Annotated in this window: 18 protein-coding genes; 9 read left to right on the forward strand and 9 right to left on the reverse strand. The window is 66.3% G+C overall.

The window, feature by feature from the left end:
• Window positions 1-58: 58 nt before the first annotated feature.
• Window positions 59-1,285, reverse strand: coding sequence for a urate hydroxylase PuuD (locus Ga0080574_RS10230; RefSeq protein ID WP_076698253.1), 1,227 nt, complete (start codon window positions 1,283-1,285; stop codon window positions 59-61).
• Between the two features lie 278 nt (window positions 1,286-1,563).
• Here Ga0080574_RS10230 and Ga0080574_RS10235 point away from each other — a divergent pair, with 278 nt between their 5' ends.
• Window positions 1,564-1,938 (forward strand): rhodanese-like domain-containing protein, encoded by a 375-nt coding sequence (locus tag Ga0080574_RS10235; protein ID WP_076698256.1) that lies wholly within the window; start codon window positions 1,564-1,566, stop codon window positions 1,936-1,938.
• Window positions 1,939-1,983: 45 nt separating this feature from the next.
• Here Ga0080574_RS10235 and Ga0080574_RS10240 read toward each other — a convergent pair whose 3' ends face one another.
• Together Ga0080574_RS10240 and Ga0080574_RS10245 are read right to left on the reverse strand one after the other, a co-directional pair.
• Complete coding sequence (locus Ga0080574_RS10240; RefSeq protein WP_076698260.1) at window positions 1,984-3,384, reverse strand: aspartate aminotransferase family protein; 1,401 nt, start codon at window positions 3,382-3,384, stop codon at window positions 1,984-1,986.
• Window positions 3,385-3,432: 48 nt separating this feature from the next.
• Window positions 3,433-4,107 (reverse strand): GntR family transcriptional regulator, encoded by a 675-nt coding sequence (locus Ga0080574_RS10245; RefSeq protein WP_076698268.1) that lies wholly within the window; start codon window positions 4,105-4,107, stop codon window positions 3,433-3,435.
• A 150-nt stretch (window positions 4,108-4,257) separates the two neighbouring features.
• On the opposite strand from Ga0080574_RS10245, the gene Ga0080574_RS10250 reads away from it, so the two are divergent.
• From Ga0080574_RS10250 to Ga0080574_RS10270, 5 genes are all read left to right on the forward strand, one after another.
• Entirely contained in the window at window positions 4,258-5,343 is a 1,086-nt protein-coding gene (locus Ga0080574_RS10250) for a polyamine ABC transporter substrate-binding protein (protein WP_076705854.1), read from the forward strand.
• Between the two features lie 70 nt (window positions 5,344-5,413).
• Window positions 5,414-6,535, forward strand: a complete 1,122-nt coding sequence (locus tag Ga0080574_RS10255; RefSeq protein WP_076698273.1) for an ABC transporter ATP-binding protein — start codon at window positions 5,414-5,416, stop codon at window positions 6,533-6,535.
• A gap of 141 nt (window positions 6,536-6,676) precedes the next feature.
• A complete protein-coding gene (locus Ga0080574_RS10260; RefSeq protein ID WP_076698276.1) occupies window positions 6,677-7,567 on the forward strand; it encodes an ABC transporter permease subunit in 891 nt (296 codons plus the stop codon).
• A gap of 97 nt (window positions 7,568-7,664) precedes the next feature.
• Entirely contained in the window at window positions 7,665-8,486 is an 822-nt protein-coding gene (locus Ga0080574_RS10265; protein ID WP_076698279.1) for an ABC transporter permease, read from the forward strand.
• A 1-nt stretch (window position 8,487) separates the two neighbouring features.
• A complete protein-coding gene (locus tag Ga0080574_RS10270) occupies window positions 8,488-9,807 on the forward strand; it encodes an NAD(P)/FAD-dependent oxidoreductase (protein WP_076698282.1) in 1,320 nt (439 codons plus the stop codon).
• A gap of 3 nt (window positions 9,808-9,810) precedes the next feature.
• On the opposite strand, the gene Ga0080574_RS10275 is transcribed toward Ga0080574_RS10270, so the two are convergent.
• On the reverse strand, window positions 9,811-11,373 hold the full coding sequence (locus Ga0080574_RS10275; protein WP_076698285.1) for a cryptochrome/photolyase family protein: 1,563 nt from the start codon (window positions 11,371-11,373) through the stop codon (window positions 9,811-9,813).
• Window positions 11,374-11,438: 65 nt separating this feature from the next.
• On the opposite strand from Ga0080574_RS10275, the gene Ga0080574_RS10280 reads away from it, so the two are divergent.
• Window positions 11,439-11,843 carry a DUF2177 family protein gene (locus tag Ga0080574_RS10280; RefSeq protein ID WP_076698288.1) on the forward strand — a complete coding sequence of 135 codons (405 nt, stop codon included), beginning with the start codon at window positions 11,439-11,441 and terminating at the stop codon, window positions 11,841-11,843.
• A 17-nt stretch (window positions 11,844-11,860) separates the two neighbouring features.
• Here the strand turns inward: Ga0080574_RS10280 and Ga0080574_RS10285 are convergent, their stop codons facing one another.
• From Ga0080574_RS10285 to Ga0080574_RS10305, 5 genes are read right to left on the reverse strand one after another with little or no spacing between them, the layout of a single operon-like run.
• On the reverse strand, window positions 11,861-12,559 hold the full coding sequence (locus Ga0080574_RS10285) for a TspO-related membrane protein (protein WP_076698291.1): 699 nt from the start codon (window positions 12,557-12,559) through the stop codon (window positions 11,861-11,863).
• On the reverse strand, window positions 12,556-13,293 hold the full coding sequence (locus Ga0080574_RS10290; RefSeq protein ID WP_076698294.1) for an SDR family NAD(P)-dependent oxidoreductase: 738 nt from the start codon (window positions 13,291-13,293) through the stop codon (window positions 12,556-12,558). Before Ga0080574_RS10290 ends, Ga0080574_RS10285 begins: the two co-directional genes overlap by 4 nt.
• Window positions 13,286-14,458, reverse strand: a complete 1,173-nt coding sequence (locus Ga0080574_RS10295) for an SAM-dependent methyltransferase (RefSeq protein ID WP_076698300.1) — start codon at window positions 14,456-14,458, stop codon at window positions 13,286-13,288. The genes Ga0080574_RS10290 and Ga0080574_RS10295 overlap by 8 nt, the downstream gene beginning before the upstream one ends.
• Window positions 14,451-15,239: a DUF1365 domain-containing protein gene (locus Ga0080574_RS10300; protein WP_076698306.1), complete on the reverse strand. Its 789-nt coding sequence runs from the start codon at window positions 15,237-15,239 to the stop codon at window positions 14,451-14,453. The genes Ga0080574_RS10295 and Ga0080574_RS10300 overlap by 8 nt, the downstream gene beginning before the upstream one ends.
• A complete protein-coding gene (locus tag Ga0080574_RS10305; protein ID WP_076698317.1) occupies window positions 15,236-16,552 on the reverse strand; it encodes an NAD(P)/FAD-dependent oxidoreductase in 1,317 nt (438 codons plus the stop codon). The genes Ga0080574_RS10300 and Ga0080574_RS10305 overlap by 4 nt, the downstream gene beginning before the upstream one ends.
• A 102-nt stretch (window positions 16,553-16,654) precedes the next feature.
• Here Ga0080574_RS10305 and Ga0080574_RS10310 point away from each other — a divergent pair, with 102 nt between their 5' ends.
• Together Ga0080574_RS10310 and Ga0080574_RS25610 are read left to right on the forward strand one after the other, a co-directional pair.
• The gene (locus Ga0080574_RS10310) at window positions 16,655-17,197 is read left to right on the forward strand and encodes a sigma-70 family RNA polymerase sigma factor (RefSeq protein ID WP_076698319.1); all 543 of its coding nucleotides are present in this window, start codon (window positions 16,655-16,657) and stop codon (window positions 17,195-17,197) included.
• Window positions 17,198-17,513: 316 nt separating this feature from the next.
• The gene (locus Ga0080574_RS25610; RefSeq protein WP_418314525.1) at window positions 17,514-17,873 is read left to right on the forward strand and encodes an anti-sigma factor domain-containing protein; all 360 of its coding nucleotides are present in this window, start codon (window positions 17,514-17,516) and stop codon (window positions 17,871-17,873) included.
• Window positions 17,874-17,875 lie beyond the last annotated feature (2 nt).

The following is a 17,875-nucleotide window of genomic DNA, read 5'->3' on the forward strand; positions in this document are numbered from 1 at the left end:
TGCCCAGGCCTGGTTCCGCCCGGTCTCGGCGGTCTTCAAGGACGCGCAGTAACCCGGCTCAGCCCTCGCCCGCCGCTTCGAACCAGCGGCGGATGACCGCGCGTTCGCTGTCCTCCATGAAGGACAGGTTGGCGGGCGGCATGGCACGGCTCAGACCGGCCTGAAGATAGATCGCCCTGGCATTGGCCGCGATGCCCTGCGCACTGTCCAGATGCACGCCCTTGGGCGCCCAGGCCAGCCCGTCCCAACCCGGCTCGGCGCTGTGGCACATGGAGCAGCGGCCCAGCACGATATCCTGCACATCCTCGAACCCTTCGGCCTGCGCATAGCGCAGCGTAGCGCCCTGCGCCTCGGCCTCCCAATCCGCCTCGCCCGGCAGGTTCGCCGTCGACAGCCACATGATCGCGATGAAAAGCAGCGCCGTGACCAGCCAGGTCCAGTAGGGCGTGCCCTTGCGCGCATGCATGGTGTTGAAGAAATGCCGGATGGTGACGCCCATCAGGAAAACCAGGCTGGCGATGATCCAGTTATATTCGCTGGCAAAGGCCAGCGGGTAGTGGTTCGACAGCATCAGAAACAGCACCGGCAGCGTCAGGTAGTTGTTATGGGTCGAGCGCTGCTTGGCGATCTTGCCGTATTTCGGATCGGGCGTGCGCCCGTTGATCAGATCGTCCACCACCACCTTCTGGTTCGGAATGATGATGAAGAACACGTTGGCGGTCATGATCGAGGCGGTGAAGGCGCCAAGATGCAAGAGCGCCGCGCGTCCGGAGAATATCTGCGTATAGCCCCAGGCCATGGCCACCAGGATCACGAAGAGCAGCAGCATCAGCCGCGTGTTGTCGTCGCCAAATTTCGATTTGCACAGCAGGTCGTAGCAGATCCAGCCAACCGAGAGCGACAGCAGCGAGATGACGATGCCGAGCCAGATCGGAATGTCGAGCACCTCAGGGTCGACCAGATAGAACTCCGCGCCGAGGTAATAGACCAGCACCAGCATGGCGAAGCCCGACAGCCAGGTGACGTAGCTTTCCCATTTGAACCAGACCAGATCGCCGGGCATTTGGTCGGGCGCCACGAGATATTTCTGGATGTGGTAGAAGCCGCCGCCATGCACCTGCCATTCCTCGCCATCGGCGCCGGAGGCGAGGTTGCGGTCGCGATGCAGCCCGAGATCCAGCGCGATGAAATAGAAGGACGAGCCGATCCAGGCGATGCCGGTGATCACATGCAGCCAGCGCACGGCGAATTCGATCCACGATTCGATTGCCAGAAAATTGATCATGTCCCGTCTCCGTCCCGTTCCCGGCGCGCCGGCCTGCCGCCGCCAAACGCCCTCTTTCCCTCTAGAAAACCGAAACTGCAAAAAATTGCATCACGAAAACCGCATACCAGTGCAGCGCAGCGGGATTTGCCCAGGTCTCTGCCCGCGCGGTGACCAATCCGGCGCGCATACCCTCGCGGCGGGATGCCGCGGCGCGGCACCGCCCCCTTGCGGAACGGGAAGCGGAGCCGCACTTATCGAACAGAGAGTTTCTCATAACCTCCGAAAGGATAGACGCCATGAAAACCGAACAGGTCGGCGACGGCATTCTGGAAACCTGGACCGTCGACGAGGTCGCCGAGGCCTTCGACAAGAACGAGATCGTTCTGGTCGACGTACGCACCCCGCAGGAATTCATGTTCGAACATGTGGAAGGCGCGCTGCTGATGCCGCTGGCCTTCTTCAAGGCCGAAAAGCTGCCCGGGCAGAGCGACAAGCGCATCGTGTTCCATTGCGGCTCGGGCGTGCGCTCCGAGCGCGTGGCGCGCGCCGCGCTCGATGCCGGCTTTGGCCGCGTCGCCCATATGGAAGGCGGGTTCGGCGCGTGGAAAGGCGCCAAGAAGCCCTATATCGGCACCAATATGGCCACCGGCGCACCGCATCTGGTGAGCTAAGTCACCCTTGGCCCCGCCCCGGACTTGATCCGGGGCGGGATGCGCTTAACCGCGCGTCCCCGCGACCATCAGCCCGTCGGACTTGAGCGCCGCGTGGCATTCGTCGAGCGATCTCCAGGCGCGCTCGATCAGCGTGTCGATCTCGCTTTTGCTCAGCACCAGCGGCGGCGAGATGATCATGCGGTCGCCCACATGGCGCATCACCAGATTGTTGGCAAAGCAGCGCTCGCGGCAGATATAGCCGACGGTGCCGGCATCCGAGGCGAAGGGCGCGCGCGCCGCCTTGTCCGGGGTGAGCGCGAGGGAGCCCATGAAGCCCACGATCTTTGCCTCGCCCACCAGCGGGTGCTCGGCCAGCGATTCGAACTTTTCCTTCAGATAGGGGCCGGTTTCGTCGCGCACCCGGGCCACGATACCCTCCTCGTCGAGAATGCGCAGGTTCTCCAGCGCCACGGCGCAGGCCACCGGGTGGCCGGAATAGGTATAGCCGTGGTTGAATTCGGTGCCCGAGATCACCGAGGCCACCTCGTCCGAGAGGACCGAGCCGCCGATGGGCTGATAGCCGGAGCTCAACCCCTTGGCGATGGTCATGATGTCCGGCGTGATGCCCATGGTCTGCGACCCGAACCAGTTGCCGGTGCGTCCGAAACCGCAGATCACCTCGTCGGCTATCAGCAGGATGCCGTATTTCTTCACGATGCGCTGGATTTCCGGCCAGTAGGTCTCGGGCGGCACGATCACGCCGCCGGCGCCCTGCACCGGCTCGGCGATAAAGGCCGCGACCTTCTCTGGCCCGATCTCCTCGATCGCCGCCTCGAGCTGGCGGGCGCGTTCCAAGCCGAACTCCTCGGGGCTCAAGTCGCCGCCCTCGGCCCACCAGTCCGGCTGGTCGATATGATGCACATCGGGAATCACCCCGCCCTGCCCGTGCATGCCCTTCATGCCGCCGAGGCTCGCCGAGCCCACCGAGGAGCCGTGATAGGCGTTCCAGCGCGAGATGATCACCTTGCGCTCGGGCTGGCCCTTTTCGGCACAGTAGGTGCGCACCAGACGGATATTGGTGTCGTTCGCCTCGGACCCGGAGGAGGCATAGAAGACATGGTTGAGATCGCCCGGCGCCAGCTCTGCCAGCCGCGCCGAGAGCTGGATCGCCGGCACATGGGTGGTCTGGAAGAAGGTGTTGTAATAGGGCAGCTCTTCCATCTGGCGCGCGGCGGCGGCGGCCAGTTCCTTGCGCCCGTAGCCGATATTCACGCACCAGAGCCCGGCCATGCCGTCGAGGATACGCTCACCCTCGCTGTCGGTGAGCCAGCAGCCTTCGGCACGGGTGATCACCCGCGCGCCCTTTTTCGCAAGATCGGCACCGGTGGTGAAGGGGTGCATGTGGTGGGCGGCGTCCAGCGCCTGCAATTCGGCGGTGGGCGCGTTGGGAGAAATGAGCGTCATGGCCGCGACTCCTGAATTCTGGGGTTTGCCGCGCAGAATATGATCAAATTATTTACTGTCAATCGAATCAGGCAAACCGGCGGCGATCTGCGTCATTCCCTGCGCGACATCCGCCTGCATCGCCTGCGCGGCGGCGTCGGGGTCTTGGGCGGCGAGCGCGGCGAGAATGGCCTTGTGCTGATCGGGCAGGTTGCGCGTGCCGAACTGACCGCAGACCACCCGCAGCGACGGCCCGAAGCGCAGCCAGAGCCCCTCGACCAGATCGGTGAGGATCGGCGCCTCGGCCACCGCGTTGAGCTCGGCATGGAATTGATGATTCTCGACCAGATAGCCGGTGACATCGCCCTTGGCGATGGCCGCGTCGAGCCGCGCATCGGTGGCGGTCAGCCGCGCCAGCGCAGCCTCGTCGCAGCGCAGCGCGGCGCGTCTGGCAAGCTGCGGTTCGAGCGCCTCGCGCGCCAGAGACAGCTCTTCGATGGCCGCACGGTCGAGCACGGGCACGGTGATCCGCCGGTTGCCCTGAAACACCAGCGCACCTTCGGCGATCAGCCGGCGCAGCGCCTCGCGCACCGGGGTCATGCCGGTCTCCAGCCGCTCCACCAGCCCCTGGATCGTCACCGGCTGACCCGGCGCCAGCTCACCAAACAGAATCATGTCGCGCAGCCGGCGATAGACGATCTCATGCGCCGGAAGGCCCGCGGTCTCTGCCCGTATGTTCACCATCTGCCTCCCGCTTAATCAAAACGCCCGCGAAGCCATCTTGCACGCTATCGCAGCCCGTGGAAACATCTCTCATGTTGCCATAGACGGCAACATTTGATCAAATCCAAAGGCCACGGGGCGCCAAGACCCCCTGTCCAACGGGAGCACATGATGAAGAAACCCCTTCTGAGTTTCACCGCCACCCTCGCCCTGGTCGCCGGCATGGCCCAGGCCGAAGAGGTGCGCGTCTATAACTGGTCGGACTATATCGACGAGGATCTGCTGACCAAGTTCGAGGAGGAAACCGGCCTCGACCTGATCTACGACGTGTTCGACAGCAACGAGGTGCTCGAGACCAAGATGCTCGCCGGCGGCTCGGGCTACGATGTCGTGGTACCCACCGGCACCTTCCTGCAACGCCAGATCATGGCCGGCGCCTTCCAGAAGCTCGACAAGTCGCAGCTGCCCAATCTGGAAAACATGTGGGACGTGATCGCCGACCGGACGTCGAAATACGACCCCGGCAACGAATACTCGATCAACTACATGTGGGGCACCACCGGGCTCGGCGTGAACGAGGCCAAGGTCAAGGAACTGCTGGGCGAGGATGCGCCGGTGACCTCCTGGGATCTGGTCTTCAAGCCCGAGAACATGGAGAAGCTCGCCGAATGCGGCGTGATGTTCCTTGACGCGCCGGCCGAGATGATCCCCGCCGCGCTGAACTATATCGGCGAAGACCCCGACAGCCACGACCCCGACGTGATCGCCAAGGCCGAAGACGTCTATATGCCGATCCGGCCCTATATCCAGAAGTTCCACAGCTCGGAATACATCAACGCGCTGGCCAATGGCGATATCTGCGTCGCGGTGGGCTGGTCGGGCGACGTGCTTCAGGCCCGCGACCGTGCCGCCGAGGCCGACAACGGCGTCGAGATCTCCTATTACGCGCCGGACGAGGGTGCGCAGATGTGGTTCGACCAGATGGCGATTCCGGTCGACGCCCCGAACCCCGAGGGTGCCCACACCTTCCTGAACTTCATCATGGACGCGCAGAACATGGCCGCCGCGTCGAACTATGTCTACTACGCCAACGGCAACCTCGCCTCGCAGGAATATCTGGAAGAGGACGTGATCGGCGATCCGGCGATCTATCCGACGCCGGCGGCGATGGAGAACACCTTCACCACCACGCCCTATGAGCCGAAGGTGCAGCGTGTGGTGACGCGCCTCTGGACCAAGATCAAGTCGGGCACCTGACGCTCCGACGGACCGGCCCGCGCCCGCAAGGCGCGGGCTTTTTCTTGACCCGGACAGGACAGTTCCCCGCATGGCCCAGACCGTATTCGCCCCGTGGACCGATCCCCAGCAGACCCCGCTGATCGAGTTCCGCAACGTGACCAAGCGCTTTGGCGATTTCACCGCCATCGACAGCCTGTCGCTCGATATCTACGAACGCGAGTTCTTCGCGCTGCTCGGCCCCTCGGGCTGTGGCAAGACCACGATGATGCGGATGCTTGCCGGGTTCGAGACGATCTCGGACGGCGAGATCACCCTCGGCGGCCAGAACATCAGCGCCACCCCGCCCAACAAGCGCCCGGTGAACATGATGTTCCAGAGCTATGCGCTCTTCCCGCATCTGTCGATCTGGGAGAATATCGCCTTCGGCCTAAAGCGCGAGAGCCGCGACAAGGACGCCATTGCCGCCCGCGTGGAGGAGATGCTGCGCCTCACCCGGCTGACCAAGTTCGCCAAGCGCAAGCCGCACCAGATTTCCGGCGGCCAGCGCCAGCGCGTGGCGCTGGCCCGCTCGCTCGCCAAGGCGCCCAAGCTCTTGCTGCTCGACGAGCCGCTGGGCGCGCTCGACAAGAAGCTGCGCGAAGAGACGCAGTTCGAGCTCATGGACATTCAGGAAAAGACCGGCACCACCTTCGTGATCGTCACCCACGATCAGGAGGAGGCAATGACCGTCGCCTCCCGCATCGCGGTGATGGACGAGGGGCGGCTGGTGCAGGTCGCCACCCCGCCGGTGATCTACGAACAGCCGAATTCGGTCTATGTGGCGGGCTTTCTCGGCGATGTGACCGTGCTCGAAGGCAAGGCGCGCAAGGCCGGCGATGTCTACGAGCTCGACTGGGCCGAGGGCCAGCCGCCGCTGCGCTGCGCCTCGCCGCTGACCCTGTCGAACGGCCAGACCGGTTATGTGGCGGTGCGGCCCGAAAAGGTCGAGATTCACCGCAACAGGCCCGAGGACGACAATGTCCTGCGCGGCAAGGTGATCGACATCGGCTATCTCGGCAACCTCTCGACCTACCATGTGGAGCTCGGCAACGGGCAGATCATCAAGGCGCAGAATTTCAACACCGAACGCGACACGCGGCGCAGCTTCACGTGGGAAGACGATGTCTGGGTGAACTGGACGGACCGCTGCGGCGTGCTGCTGGAGGGCTGAGCCGATGCCATGCCCCCTCCGCCCCGCCCGCCCGTCCCGGCCCCGCGCCGGGACCTCACCGCTGGACCACGCGACAACCGCAGAGGCCCCGGACCAGGTCCGGGGCGGATGATCCCAGCCCAACGGCAGGGAGGGAAGTAGATGCGCCGCTTCGCCCTCATCGCCGTGCCCTATCTCTGGCTGCTGGTGCTGTTCCTCGTCCCCTTCGTGATCGTACTCAAGATCTCGCTCTCGGACGTGGCGCTGGCGCGGCCGCCCTATATGCCGCAGCTCGACCTCTCCACCGGCTGGGAGGGCCTCAAGGCGTTCTTCGCCGAGCTGGATTTCGAGAATTTCACCTTCCTGACCACCGACGATCTCTACTGGAAGGCCTATCTCAGCTCGCTCAAGATCGCCGCCATTTCGACCCTGCTGACCCTCGCGGTGGGCTATCCCATCGCCTACGGCATGGCCCGCGCCGCGCCCGAATGGCGCCCGACCCTGCTGATGCTGGTGATCCTGCCGTTCTGGACCTCCTTCCTGATCCGCGTCTATTCCTGGATGGGCATCCTCTCCACCGAGGGCGTGCTGAACACGGTGCTGCTCAAGATCGGGATCATCTCGGAACCGCTGATGATCATGAACACGCCCACGGCGGTCTATATCGGCATCGTCTACACCTACCTGCCCTTCATGGTGCTGCCGATCTATTCGGCGCTGGAAAAGATGGACGAGAGCCTGATCGAGGCCGCCGAGGATCTCGGCTGCTCCAAACTCGCGGCCTTCTGGCTGGTCACCTGGCCGCTGTCGAAAAACGGCATCGTCGCCGGCAGTTTTCTGGTCTTCATCCCGGCGCTCGGCGAATTCGTCATCCCCTCGCTGCTCGGCGGCTCCGGCACGCTGATGATCGGCAAGGTGCTCTGGGAAGAGTTCTTCAACAACCGTGACTGGCCGGTGGCCTCGGCGGTTGCGGTGATCCTGCTGCTGATCCTGATCGTCCCCATCGTGCTGTTCCAGCGCAACGAGCAGAAGGCACGGGAGGCGGAAGGATGACCGTTCACGCCAGCGCCCCCCGTCCCGGCCCCTCACGCTCGACATGCGTGGCAAGCCATGAGGCCCCGGAACAAGTCCGGGGCGGGGAGGTCACACAATGAGACGCTTCTCCTGGTTCAACGCCACCTCACTCACGCTGGGCTTTGCCTTCCTCTACCTGCCGATGATCCTGCTGGTCATCTACAGCTTCAACGAAAGCCGTCTGGTGACTGTCTGGGCGGGGTTCTCGACCAAATGGTATGGCGAGCTGTTCCGCGATCAGGAATTCCTCGATGCCGCATGGGTCACGGTCAAGGTCGCGGTGTTCTCCTCGACCCTCGCGACGATCCTCGGCACCATGGCCGCCTATGTGCTGGTGCGCGCGGGCCGTTTCCTGGGCCGCACCCTGTTTTCCGGCATGATCTATGCGCCGCTGGTCATGCCCGAGGTGATCACCGGCCTGTCGCTGCTGCTGCTCTTCATCGGCATCGGGCTCGACCGGGGCGTCTTTACCATCGTGCTGGCCCACACCACCTTTTCCATGTGCTACGTCTCGGTGGTGGTCTCCTCGCGGCTCAGCAGTTTCGACCGCTCGCTGGAGGAGGCGGCGCTGGATCTCGGCTGCTCGGCTTTCGAGGCGTTCCGGCTGGTCACCCTGCCGATCATCGCCCCCGCCGTGATCTCCGGCTGGCTGCTGGCCTTCACCCTGTCGCTCGACGATCTGGTCATCGCCAGCTTCACCACCGGCCCCTCGGCCACCACCCTGCCGATCAAGATCTTCTCGGCGGTGCGGCTGGGTGTCAGCCCGCAGATCAACGCGCTCTCGACCATCCTGATCGCCATCGTCACCATCGGCGTCATCACCACCTCGATCATCACCAAGCGTGCCTCGCAGGCGCAGGCGCGCGACGAACAGGCCGCGATCCGCGCCGAAGACTGATATGAAACGCATCTACGAAGCCGCGGCCTACGGGCCGCAGGGGGCCTGTTTCTGGGCCGATACCGTCAGCGGCGACGACTGGCCCGCCCTGCCCGGCCCGCGCCACACCGAGGTCGCCGTGATCGGCGGCGGCTTTACCGGCCTCTCCACCGCGCTGCATCTGGCGCAGGACGGGGTGGAGGTCACCCTGCTGGAAGCGGGTCACGCGGGCTATGGCGCCTCGGGGCGCAATGGCGGGTTCTGCTGCCTCGGCGGCTCCAAGGCCAGCGACGCGCAGCTTCGCCGGCACTATGGCCCGCGTGGGCTCGCTGCCTGGCGGCAGACCGAGAAAGACGCCGTCGCCACGGCGGCGCGGCTGATCGAGGCGCACGGGATCGAGGCCGACATCCATTCCGAGGGCGAGACCATCATCGCCCATTCCCCCCGCGCCTTCGGCAAGCTGAAGGCCGGGCTCGACGGCATGGCTGAGGCCTACGGCACCCGCCTGCGCCTGACCGAGATGGAAGAGATGGCGGCGGAGGGACTCGGCGGGCCGTTCTTCGGCGCGCTCACCATCCCGCTGGGCTTTGCGCTGAACCCGCGCAAATATCTCGCCGGGCTCGCCCGCGCCGCGCAATCCGCCGGCGCCACGCTGCATGCGCACAGCCCGGTCACGGCGCTGTCCCGGCAAACCCGCTGGCAGCTCGACACGCCGCAGGGCAGACTTACCGCCGACCGGGTGATCCTCGCCACCAATGGCTATTCGTCAGAGGATCTGCCCGACTGGCTGCGCGCCCGCTACCTGCCGGTGCAATCCAGCGTCATCGTCACCGAGCCGATTTCGTCCGAGCTGCAAGCGGCGCAGGGCTGGAGCTCGCACCAGATGGCCTATGACAACCGGTTCCTGCTGCATTACTTCCGCCTGATGCCGGACAACCGCTTTCTCTTCGGCATGCGCGGCGGGCTTACCGCGACGCCGCGCGCGCAGACGGCGATTTCGCGCAAGATCCGCGCCGATTTCGCCGCCATGTTCCCGGCCTGGCGCGATGTGACCGTAAGCCACGAATGGGCCGGGCTGGTCTGCATCATGGCGAGCCTCACACCCTTTGCCGGTGCGGTGCCGGATCACCCGGGCCTCTTCGCCGGGATGGGCTATCACGGCAACGGCGTGGCGATGGGCACCCATACGGGCATGCTGCTGGCCGATCTGGTGCAGGGCAAGACACCGCGCGCACCGATCCCCGAGGCGATGCGCCACCCGCCGCGCCGCTTTCCGCTGGGCCGCTTCCGCCGCGCGCTGCTGGCGCCGGCCTATGCCACGGCGGGTCTGCTGGATCTCTGAGCGCTACCAGCCGGCATCGAGCCGCTTCTGCGCCGGGGCATCTTCGGGCGCATCGAGAAAGGCGCGCGCGGCGCGGGCCATGGCGTCGCGCTCCTCGGGATCGAAGCGCGACAGGGTCTTGTAGACCAGCGCCATGCGCGGGTTGTCGGCAAAGCGCTCTTCGTTCTCCATCAGGAAATTCCAGTAGAGATAGTTGAACGGGCAGGCCCCCTCGCCGGTGCGTTTCTTGTGGTCGTAATCGCAGCCCCGGCAGTAATCCGACATTCGGTTGATGTAAGAACCCGAGGCGGCATAGGGCTTGGAGCCCAGCAGCCCGCCATCGGCATGTATCGCCATGCCATGGGTGTTGGGCAGCTCGACCCAGTCGAACGCATCGGCATAGACCGCCAGATACCATTCCTCGATCTGCGCCGGCGCCACGCCCGCCAGCAGCGCGAAATTCCCCGTCACCATCAGCCGCTGGATGTGATGCGCATAGGCGTTGCGCCGCGTGGTGCCGATGACCTCGGACATGCAGCGCATCGCGGTCTCGCCGCTCCAATAGACCCAGGGCAGATCGCGGGTCGCGTTCAGGTGGTTGGTCTCGGCATATTCGGGCATCTCCGTCCAGTAGACGCCGCGCACGAATTCGCGCCAGCCGAGGATCTGTCGGATGAATCCCTCGGCGGCATTCAGCGGCACATCGCCCTTGCGCCAGGCATCCTCGGCACGCTCGCAGACCTCCGCCGCCTCCAGCAGGCCGAGATTGAGATAGGGCGAGATCAGCCCGTGAAACAGGAAATCCTCACCCGCCTTCATCGCATCCTGATAATCGCCGAAACAGGGCAGCGCGTCGGCGATGAAGTGATCGAGCGCGGCCAGCGCGTCCTCGCGCGTCACCGCCCAGCCAAAGCGGTCGAGATCGCCGAAATGATCGTCAAAGCGCTCGGCCACCAGATCCAGCACCTGCCGCGTGACCTTGTCCGGCGCGAACCGGTCGCGCCTGGGCGGGCGCAGATCGCGGGGCAGCGATTTGCGGTTCTCCTTGTCGAAATTCCACTGCCCGCCCTCGGGCTCGCCATCAGCCATCAGGATGCCGGTGCGCCGCCGCATCTCGCGGTAAAACGTCTCCATCCGCAGGCTCTTGCGGCCCTTCGCAAACGCGGCAAAGCCGTCGCGGCTGCAATAGAACCGCGTGTCCTCGCGGATCTCGACCGGAAGGCCAAGCGCCTCCTCCCAGCCCGACATCATCTCCCAGACCCGCCACTCGCCGGGCTCGGTCACCACCACCCTGTCGGGGTCGTGGCGTTTCACCGCGCGGGCCAGCTCATCGGAAAAGCTCTGGCTGTTGTCGGCATCGTCCAGCGTCACGTAGTCGACGCTGATGCCCTCGCCGCGCAGCGCCTCGGCAAAATGGCGCATGGCCGAGAGGATAAGCGCGATCTTCTGCTTGTGGTGGCGCACATAGCGCGCCTCCTCTCTCACCTCGACCATCAGAACCACGTCGTTTTCCGGGTCGAGATCCTCCAGCGAAGACAGCCCCCGCGTCAGCTGATCGCCGAGGACGAAGCATAAATTTCCGCTCATTTCCGCCCCCCCTGCAACTTGTTGCGCCCGGGCCCCGTCTCTCCCTCAAACCAGGGAGAATACGGATGCAACTTATCGTGCTCTACATCGCCACGCTGGTGGTGTTTCTCGCCGTCGACATGGAAGGCATCAGGCGGCTGATCAAACCGGTCTTCGAGCGCCATGTGGGCGACATGCTCGCCGATCCGCCGCGCCTTGGCCCGGCGGCGGTGTTCTATCTGTTCTATATCGCGGGCGTTTTGTGGTTCGTCTCGGTGCCGGCGCTGAACGCGGGCCGCCCGGTGCAGGCGCTGCTCGCCGGGGCGCTGCTGGGGCTGATGTGCTACGGCACCTACGAGTTCACCAACTACGCCACGCTGCGCGGCTGGTCCTTTCAGCAGGTGGTCATCGACACGCTGTGGGGCGGCGCGCTGACCGGCGGTTCGGCCTGGGCGGGCGTGATGATCGCACGGCTGCTGCCGTCGGGCTAAGATTGGTGCGGGCATGCTCATGCCCCCCGGCGCAGCGCGACCAGCGCCAGCAATCCCGCAATCCCGGTGCCCGCAAGCGCGATCACCGGGGTGTTCTGCGTGTCGAGATTGGCGACGATCACCCCCATCAGCGCCCAGCCGACGCCAAAGGCGTAGCCCAGCGCGTCGGGGCGGCACCACAGCACCGCCAGCGCCAGCGCAATCACCGCAACCAGCAATAGCAGCGCCGAGACCTGCGCCGAAAGCACGCCGAACCCGCTCAGCACCACCGCCATGGCCACGCCGGTGGCGGCGGTGAGCCAGCCGGCATAGAGCCCCACCGCCCCCAGCGCGAACGCCCCCCGCGGGGCGCGCAAGGTTGCGGCGATGGCGCCCGCCGCCATGAAGATGATCATCACCGTGGCCGCGACCGGCTGGAGATTGGCCACCGGGATCCAGAACGCCCCCACCGCCAGGCTGAGCGCCAGCGGCAGGCGCATTTCCTGCCAGGCGATCTCCCTGCGCGCCCGCAAGAGGCCGTAGACCGCGCTTGCCAGTAGCCCCAGATAGATCACCCCCCAGATCGAGAACGCCCAGCCCACCGGCTGCACCGGCCAGCGCGACTGCACCACGGGGAACTGCGTCGGCGTGAAGCCCGCAAAGCCGTCGCTCAGCAGCGGCGAGGCGGCAAAGCCCAGCGTCAGAAGCAGCACAAGCGGGGCCAGCGCGCGGCTCATTGCACCAGCCTTTTTGTAAGCGGCAGCGCGAGCCCATAGGGCAAGGCGCGCAGCAGTTTCAGCGGCCAGGTCAGGCGGCGCGGGAAATGCACCTCGAACGCCTTGCCGTCGAGCCCCCTGGCAATGCGCCTTGCCGCCTGCTCGGGCTGCATGAGCCCCGGCATGGTGAAGCTGTTGCGCTGGGTGAGCCTTGTGTCGACGAACCCGGGGCTGATGAGCCGCACGGCGATGCGCGGCGCCAGCTCGGCCCGCAGCGTCTCGGCGAGGTTGATCACCCCGGCCTTGCTGGCGGAATAGATCTGGCCCTGCGGCAGCCCGACATAGCCCGCCACCGAGCCGGTCAGCACCAGATCGCCGCCATCGCGCAGGAGCGGCGCTGCCGCGCGGGCAAAATGGAAACTGCCCGCGAGGTTCACCGTGACGATCTGCGTGGCACGGTCGGGGTCGATCTCCAGCACCTTGCCGGGATCGTAGAGCGCCGCCAGCGTGATCGCCCGGTCGAGCCTGCCGCCCTCGGCAATACGCGCGGCGGCGGCGGAGAGGCTCTCGCGGTCGGCCACATCCGCCGTCACCACCTCGGCGCCGCCGATCTCTTCGGCGAGCTTCTGCAATGCATCCCCGGAGCGCGCCGACAGCACCAGCCGCGCGCCGCGCGCCGCGTATTCGCGTGCCAGCGCCGCGCCGATCCCGTCCGAGGCGCCCATGATCCAGATGCGCGGCGACGTCTCAGGCATGGGCAAGCCGGTACTGCACGACATCGGTGCGCCCGACCTCGAAAGCGGCGGCACAGGCGGCGAGATAAAAGCGCCAGACCCGGATGAACGACTCGTCAAAACCCAGCTGGCGCACCTCGTCCACACGGCTGTCGAACCGCGCCAGCCAGTCGCGCAGCGTGCGCGCATAGTCCTGACCGAACCCGTGCGCATCCTCGATCCGCAGCCCGGCGCGCGACGCCTCTTCCTGAAAGCGCTGCGGCGAGGGCAGCATGCCGCCCGGGAACACGAAGCTCCGGATCATGTCGCCGCCGACGCGGTAACGGTCGAAATAGCGGTCGCTCATGGTGATGGTCTGGATCATCGCCCGGCCCTTCTCGGCCATCACCTCGCGCAGCTTGCCGAAATAGACCGGCCAGAACCGCTCGCCCACCGCCTCGAACATCTCGATGGAGACGATGTGATCAAAGCGCCCGCGCTCGTCGCGATAATCCTGCAAGGCGATCTCGGCGCCGGGGCCGAGCCGGTCGCGGGCAAAGGCCGCCTGCTCGGTCGAAAGCGTCAGCCCCTTGGCCTGAAAATCGCCCTTCGTGAGCGCCCGCTCGGCAAAGCCGCCCCAGCCGCAGCCGATCTCCAGAAGACGACCCGAGCCATCGCCCAGCCCGTCGAGAATACGGTCGTATTTGCGCTGCTGCCCGGAGACCAGCGGGTCCGGCGCGGCGTCATCCTCGGGCGCGAACAGCGCCGAGGAATAGGTCATCGTCTCGTCCAGCCAGAGCCTGTAAAAGGCGTTGCCCAGATCGTAATGCGCCGAGATATTGCGGCGCGACCCGCGCCTTGTGTTGCGATTGAAAAGATAAAGCGCCCGCACCACCAGCGACTGCACCGGGTGGCCGTAGAGGAACGGCTCCAGCGCCTGCTCGTTGCGCAGGGCGAACACGATGAAGGCATCCAGATCGCGGCTGTCGCACCAGCCGTCGCGATAGGCCTCGGTCAGGCCGATATCGCCCCGCGCCGCCGCCGCCGGGACGGTGCGCCAGTCGTGAATGGTGAAGTCTGCCGCCGGGCCGGGCTGGCGCCCTTCGAAATGGCGGGTCTTGCCGTCGGGCGTGGTCAGCGCGAGGCTGCCAACCTCGATCCCGTCCAGGCATTTCAGCAGTCTCGTTTCGATCTGGCGTTCAAGCATCTCGTTCCACCCTGTCCGTTGCCTCGGAATGCGTCCGGGCAAGTTGATCAGGTTTTGAGATAAATCGCACCCCGCGCAGAGCAAGCAATGCCGCCTGCCAATGGATAAGCGCCATGGTTTTCTGCGCCTGAAACGGGTGCCGCCACTTTGCGCGGCGCAGCGAGGCGCGGGTGAGGGCGCGGGCGGGACCGGCCATGGAGGTGCGAAACAGCAGCGCACCGTCGCTGTCGATCCAGTCGACCCAGGCGCCGAACCGGCCCGGCCCGGGATCGAAGCGGAACATATAGCGCCCTTCGCGCGGCAGAAAGGGCGAGACGTGAAAGATCTTCTCGCCGGAAATCCGGTCGGAGCGCGCGATAGGGCGGTTGTCGTCGTGGCGGCACAGATAGTGATGCCGCTCGCCAAAGGTGTTCGAGACCTCGGCCAGCACCGCCCGCAGCCCCCCGGCATCGCGCGCCAGCCAGAAGCTCACCGGGTTGAACCCGTAGCCCGTGCTGCGCGGCATGGTGATCACCGTCACCTCGCAATGCCCCAGCCCCACGGGGCGCAGGTGGCTGTCGATGAAAGCGCTCATCCCGGTGCCGTCGCGCGGGCCGTAATCGCGGGTGCGCAGCGACCAGAGCCCGGCGCGGTCGGGCCGGATCGGCAGGGTGCCGGCCTCGAGCGCCGCGACGGGCAGCGCCAGAAACTGCGTGCGGTAGCGAAAGCTGCGCTCGGCATCGCCCGAGCGGGCGTGCCAGATCGCGCAATCCACCAGCGCCCCCTGCCAGAGATCGCTCATGCCGCCACCTCGGGCGCGGCAACCTCGGGCGCCGGTTTGGCGGGCGCCTCCTCGGCCCAGGGATCGGCGCCCAGCGGCCAGTCATGCCCCAGCGCCTGCGCCACGCGCAGCGCCGACAGCAGCCCGTCCTCGTGAAAGCCGTGCCGTGTCCAGGCGCCGGCGTAATGGATACCGCCGCGCCCCTGAATCTCCGGCAGTCGCGCCTGCGCGGCAAGCGCGGCGCTGTCATATTGCGGATGATGCAGTATCGCCTCGTCATGGATGTGCTGCGGCTCGGTCTCGGGATTGAGCGTGACGATGAGCGGGCGCTCGGTTTTCAGGTTCTGCAAGCGGTTCATCCAGTAGGACAGGCTGATCGGCCGGTCGCTCAGCGCATGCGACTGCGCCGTGACATAGTTCCACGACGACCACAGCGCCCGCCGGCGCGGCATGAAGCGCGGATCGGAATGCAGCACCATGCGGTTCGGCTCGGTACGCATGGCACCCAGCACCGCACGTTCGTCCGGATCGGGACGCGAGAGCAGCGACAGCGCCTGCGGCGCGTGGGTGGCAAAGATCACCCGGTCAAAACGCTCGGCACCGCGCGCGCTCATCACCTGCACACCGTCCGGCCCGCGTGCCACCGCCTGCACCGGGCAACCGAGCCGCAGCTCTGCCGGCGTGTCATCGAGCAGCGCCTGCACATAGCGGGCCGAACCGCCCGCCACGGTCAGCCATTTCGGCTGGGCATTCACCGTCAGCAGGCCATGGTGATCGAAGAAGCGGATGAAGCTCGCGGCGGGGAAATCGAGCATGTCGCGGGTGGGGGTCGACCAGATCGCGCCGGAAATCGGCATCAGGAAGCGGTCGCGAAACTCGGTTCCCAGCCCCAGCCGGTCGATCAGGTCGCCGATGCTGCCGCGCGTCGCCGCATGCGCCGGAGCCACGCGGAAGAACCGCAGGATATCGCCGATCATCCGCCAGTGCGACGGATCGGCAAAGCGGCGTTTCTGCGCGAACATGTCGAGCGCGGCGGTGGTGCCGTATTCATAGGCCCCGCCGCCAAAGCTCGCGGCAAAGCTCATGTCGCTGGGGGCGAGATCGACGCCGAGATGCTCCATCAGCGGAATGAACAGCGGATAGGTGCGCCGGTTGCAGACGATGAAACCGGTATCGACATCGACCCCCTCGGCCCGCGCCGTGCGGGCATGCCCGCCTGGGCGCTCCTCCGCCTCGAACAGAACCACGTTGTGATGCGGTGCGAGCAGCCAGGCGGCACCCAGCCCCGAGATACCGCTCCCTATGATCGCGACGTTCAATCCCCTGGTTGTCACCTTTGCCTCGCTTTGCCATTGTCTCGGGGATAGGGACGGAGCGACTTACGAAAAGGTTGCAGCCCGGGCGCGAAAACCGCGCAAAAAGAACGGCAGAGGCGGATGACGGACCAGACCGAAGAGCTTGCGGCCCTGCTGGCGCGCGTGGCGCTGCGCGACCGTGCCGCCTTTGAAAGGCTGTATTCTGTCGCCTCCCCGAAACTTTTTGCGATCTGTCTTCGTCTCCTCAAGGACCGCCGTGAGGCGGAGGATGCCCTTCAGGACGTGTTCATGAAGATCTGGAACAATGCCGACCGTTACCTGCCCGATATCGGCAGCCCAGCCGCCTGGCTGAACACGGTCGCGCGCAATCACGCCATCGACCGGCTGCGCGCCCGCAAGAGCGCGGTGGGGATCGAGGCCGCCGAGACGCTGCCCGATCCCTCTCCCGGGCCGGAGGCGGCGGCGATCACCCGCTCCGAAGGCCGGCGCATCGACGATTGCCTCGCCGCCCTGCTGCCCGACCGCGCCGAGGCGGTGCGCCGCGCCTATGTCGAGGGCGAGAGCTATCGCGAGCTGTCGGACCGTTTCAGCGTGCCGCTCAACACGATGCGTAGCTGGCTGCGCCGCAGCCTGATCCAGTTGCGGGAGTGTCTCACGCCATGACCGACGCAGCCTCCCCTCTTGGCGAAGACGATATCGCGCTGGCCGGCGAATACGTGCTCGGCACGCTGGAGCTCGACGAGCGCCGCGCCGTTGCGCGCCGCATAGCAAAAGACAGCGCCTTTGCGGTCGAGGTCGCCCGCTGGGAGGCGCGGCTCGACCCGCTGGCCGACGAGGTCCGCCCCATCGCACCGCCCGCCCATGTCTGGAAAGGCGTCGAGCGCGGGCTTTTCGGCGCGCCGCGCACCCGTTCCGGGCTCTGGGGCTGGTTCGCCGGGCCTCCGGCCTCGCGGCGGCGCTGCTGGCGGCGGTGCTGTGGTTGGGCGAGCCGCTGCCGACCCAACAGGGGCCGCTCTGGATCTCCGACATGGTGTCCGAGGATGGCGAAGTGCGGCTGGCGGCGCTTTATGATGAGGGGCGCGGCGAGATGCGCGTCTCCATGGGCGGCGACGGCCCGGGCGACGGGCGCGATTTCGAGCTGTGGCTTATACAGGGCGATGAGGTGATCTCGCTCGGCGTGATGCCGCATGAGGGCCAGGCGGCGATGCCGATCCCCGAAAACCTGCGCGATCTCGTCGCCAATGCCACGCTCGCGATCACCGACGAGCCGACCGGCGGCTCGCCCACAGGCGTGGCCACCGGCCCCATCGTCGCCGCAGCGCCGCTGCGCCGGATCTGACG

The organism is Salipiger abyssi (assembly GCF_001975705.1).
In the GTDB taxonomy this organism is placed as follows: Bacteria; Pseudomonadota; Alphaproteobacteria; order Rhodobacterales; family Rhodobacteraceae; genus Salipiger; species Salipiger abyssi.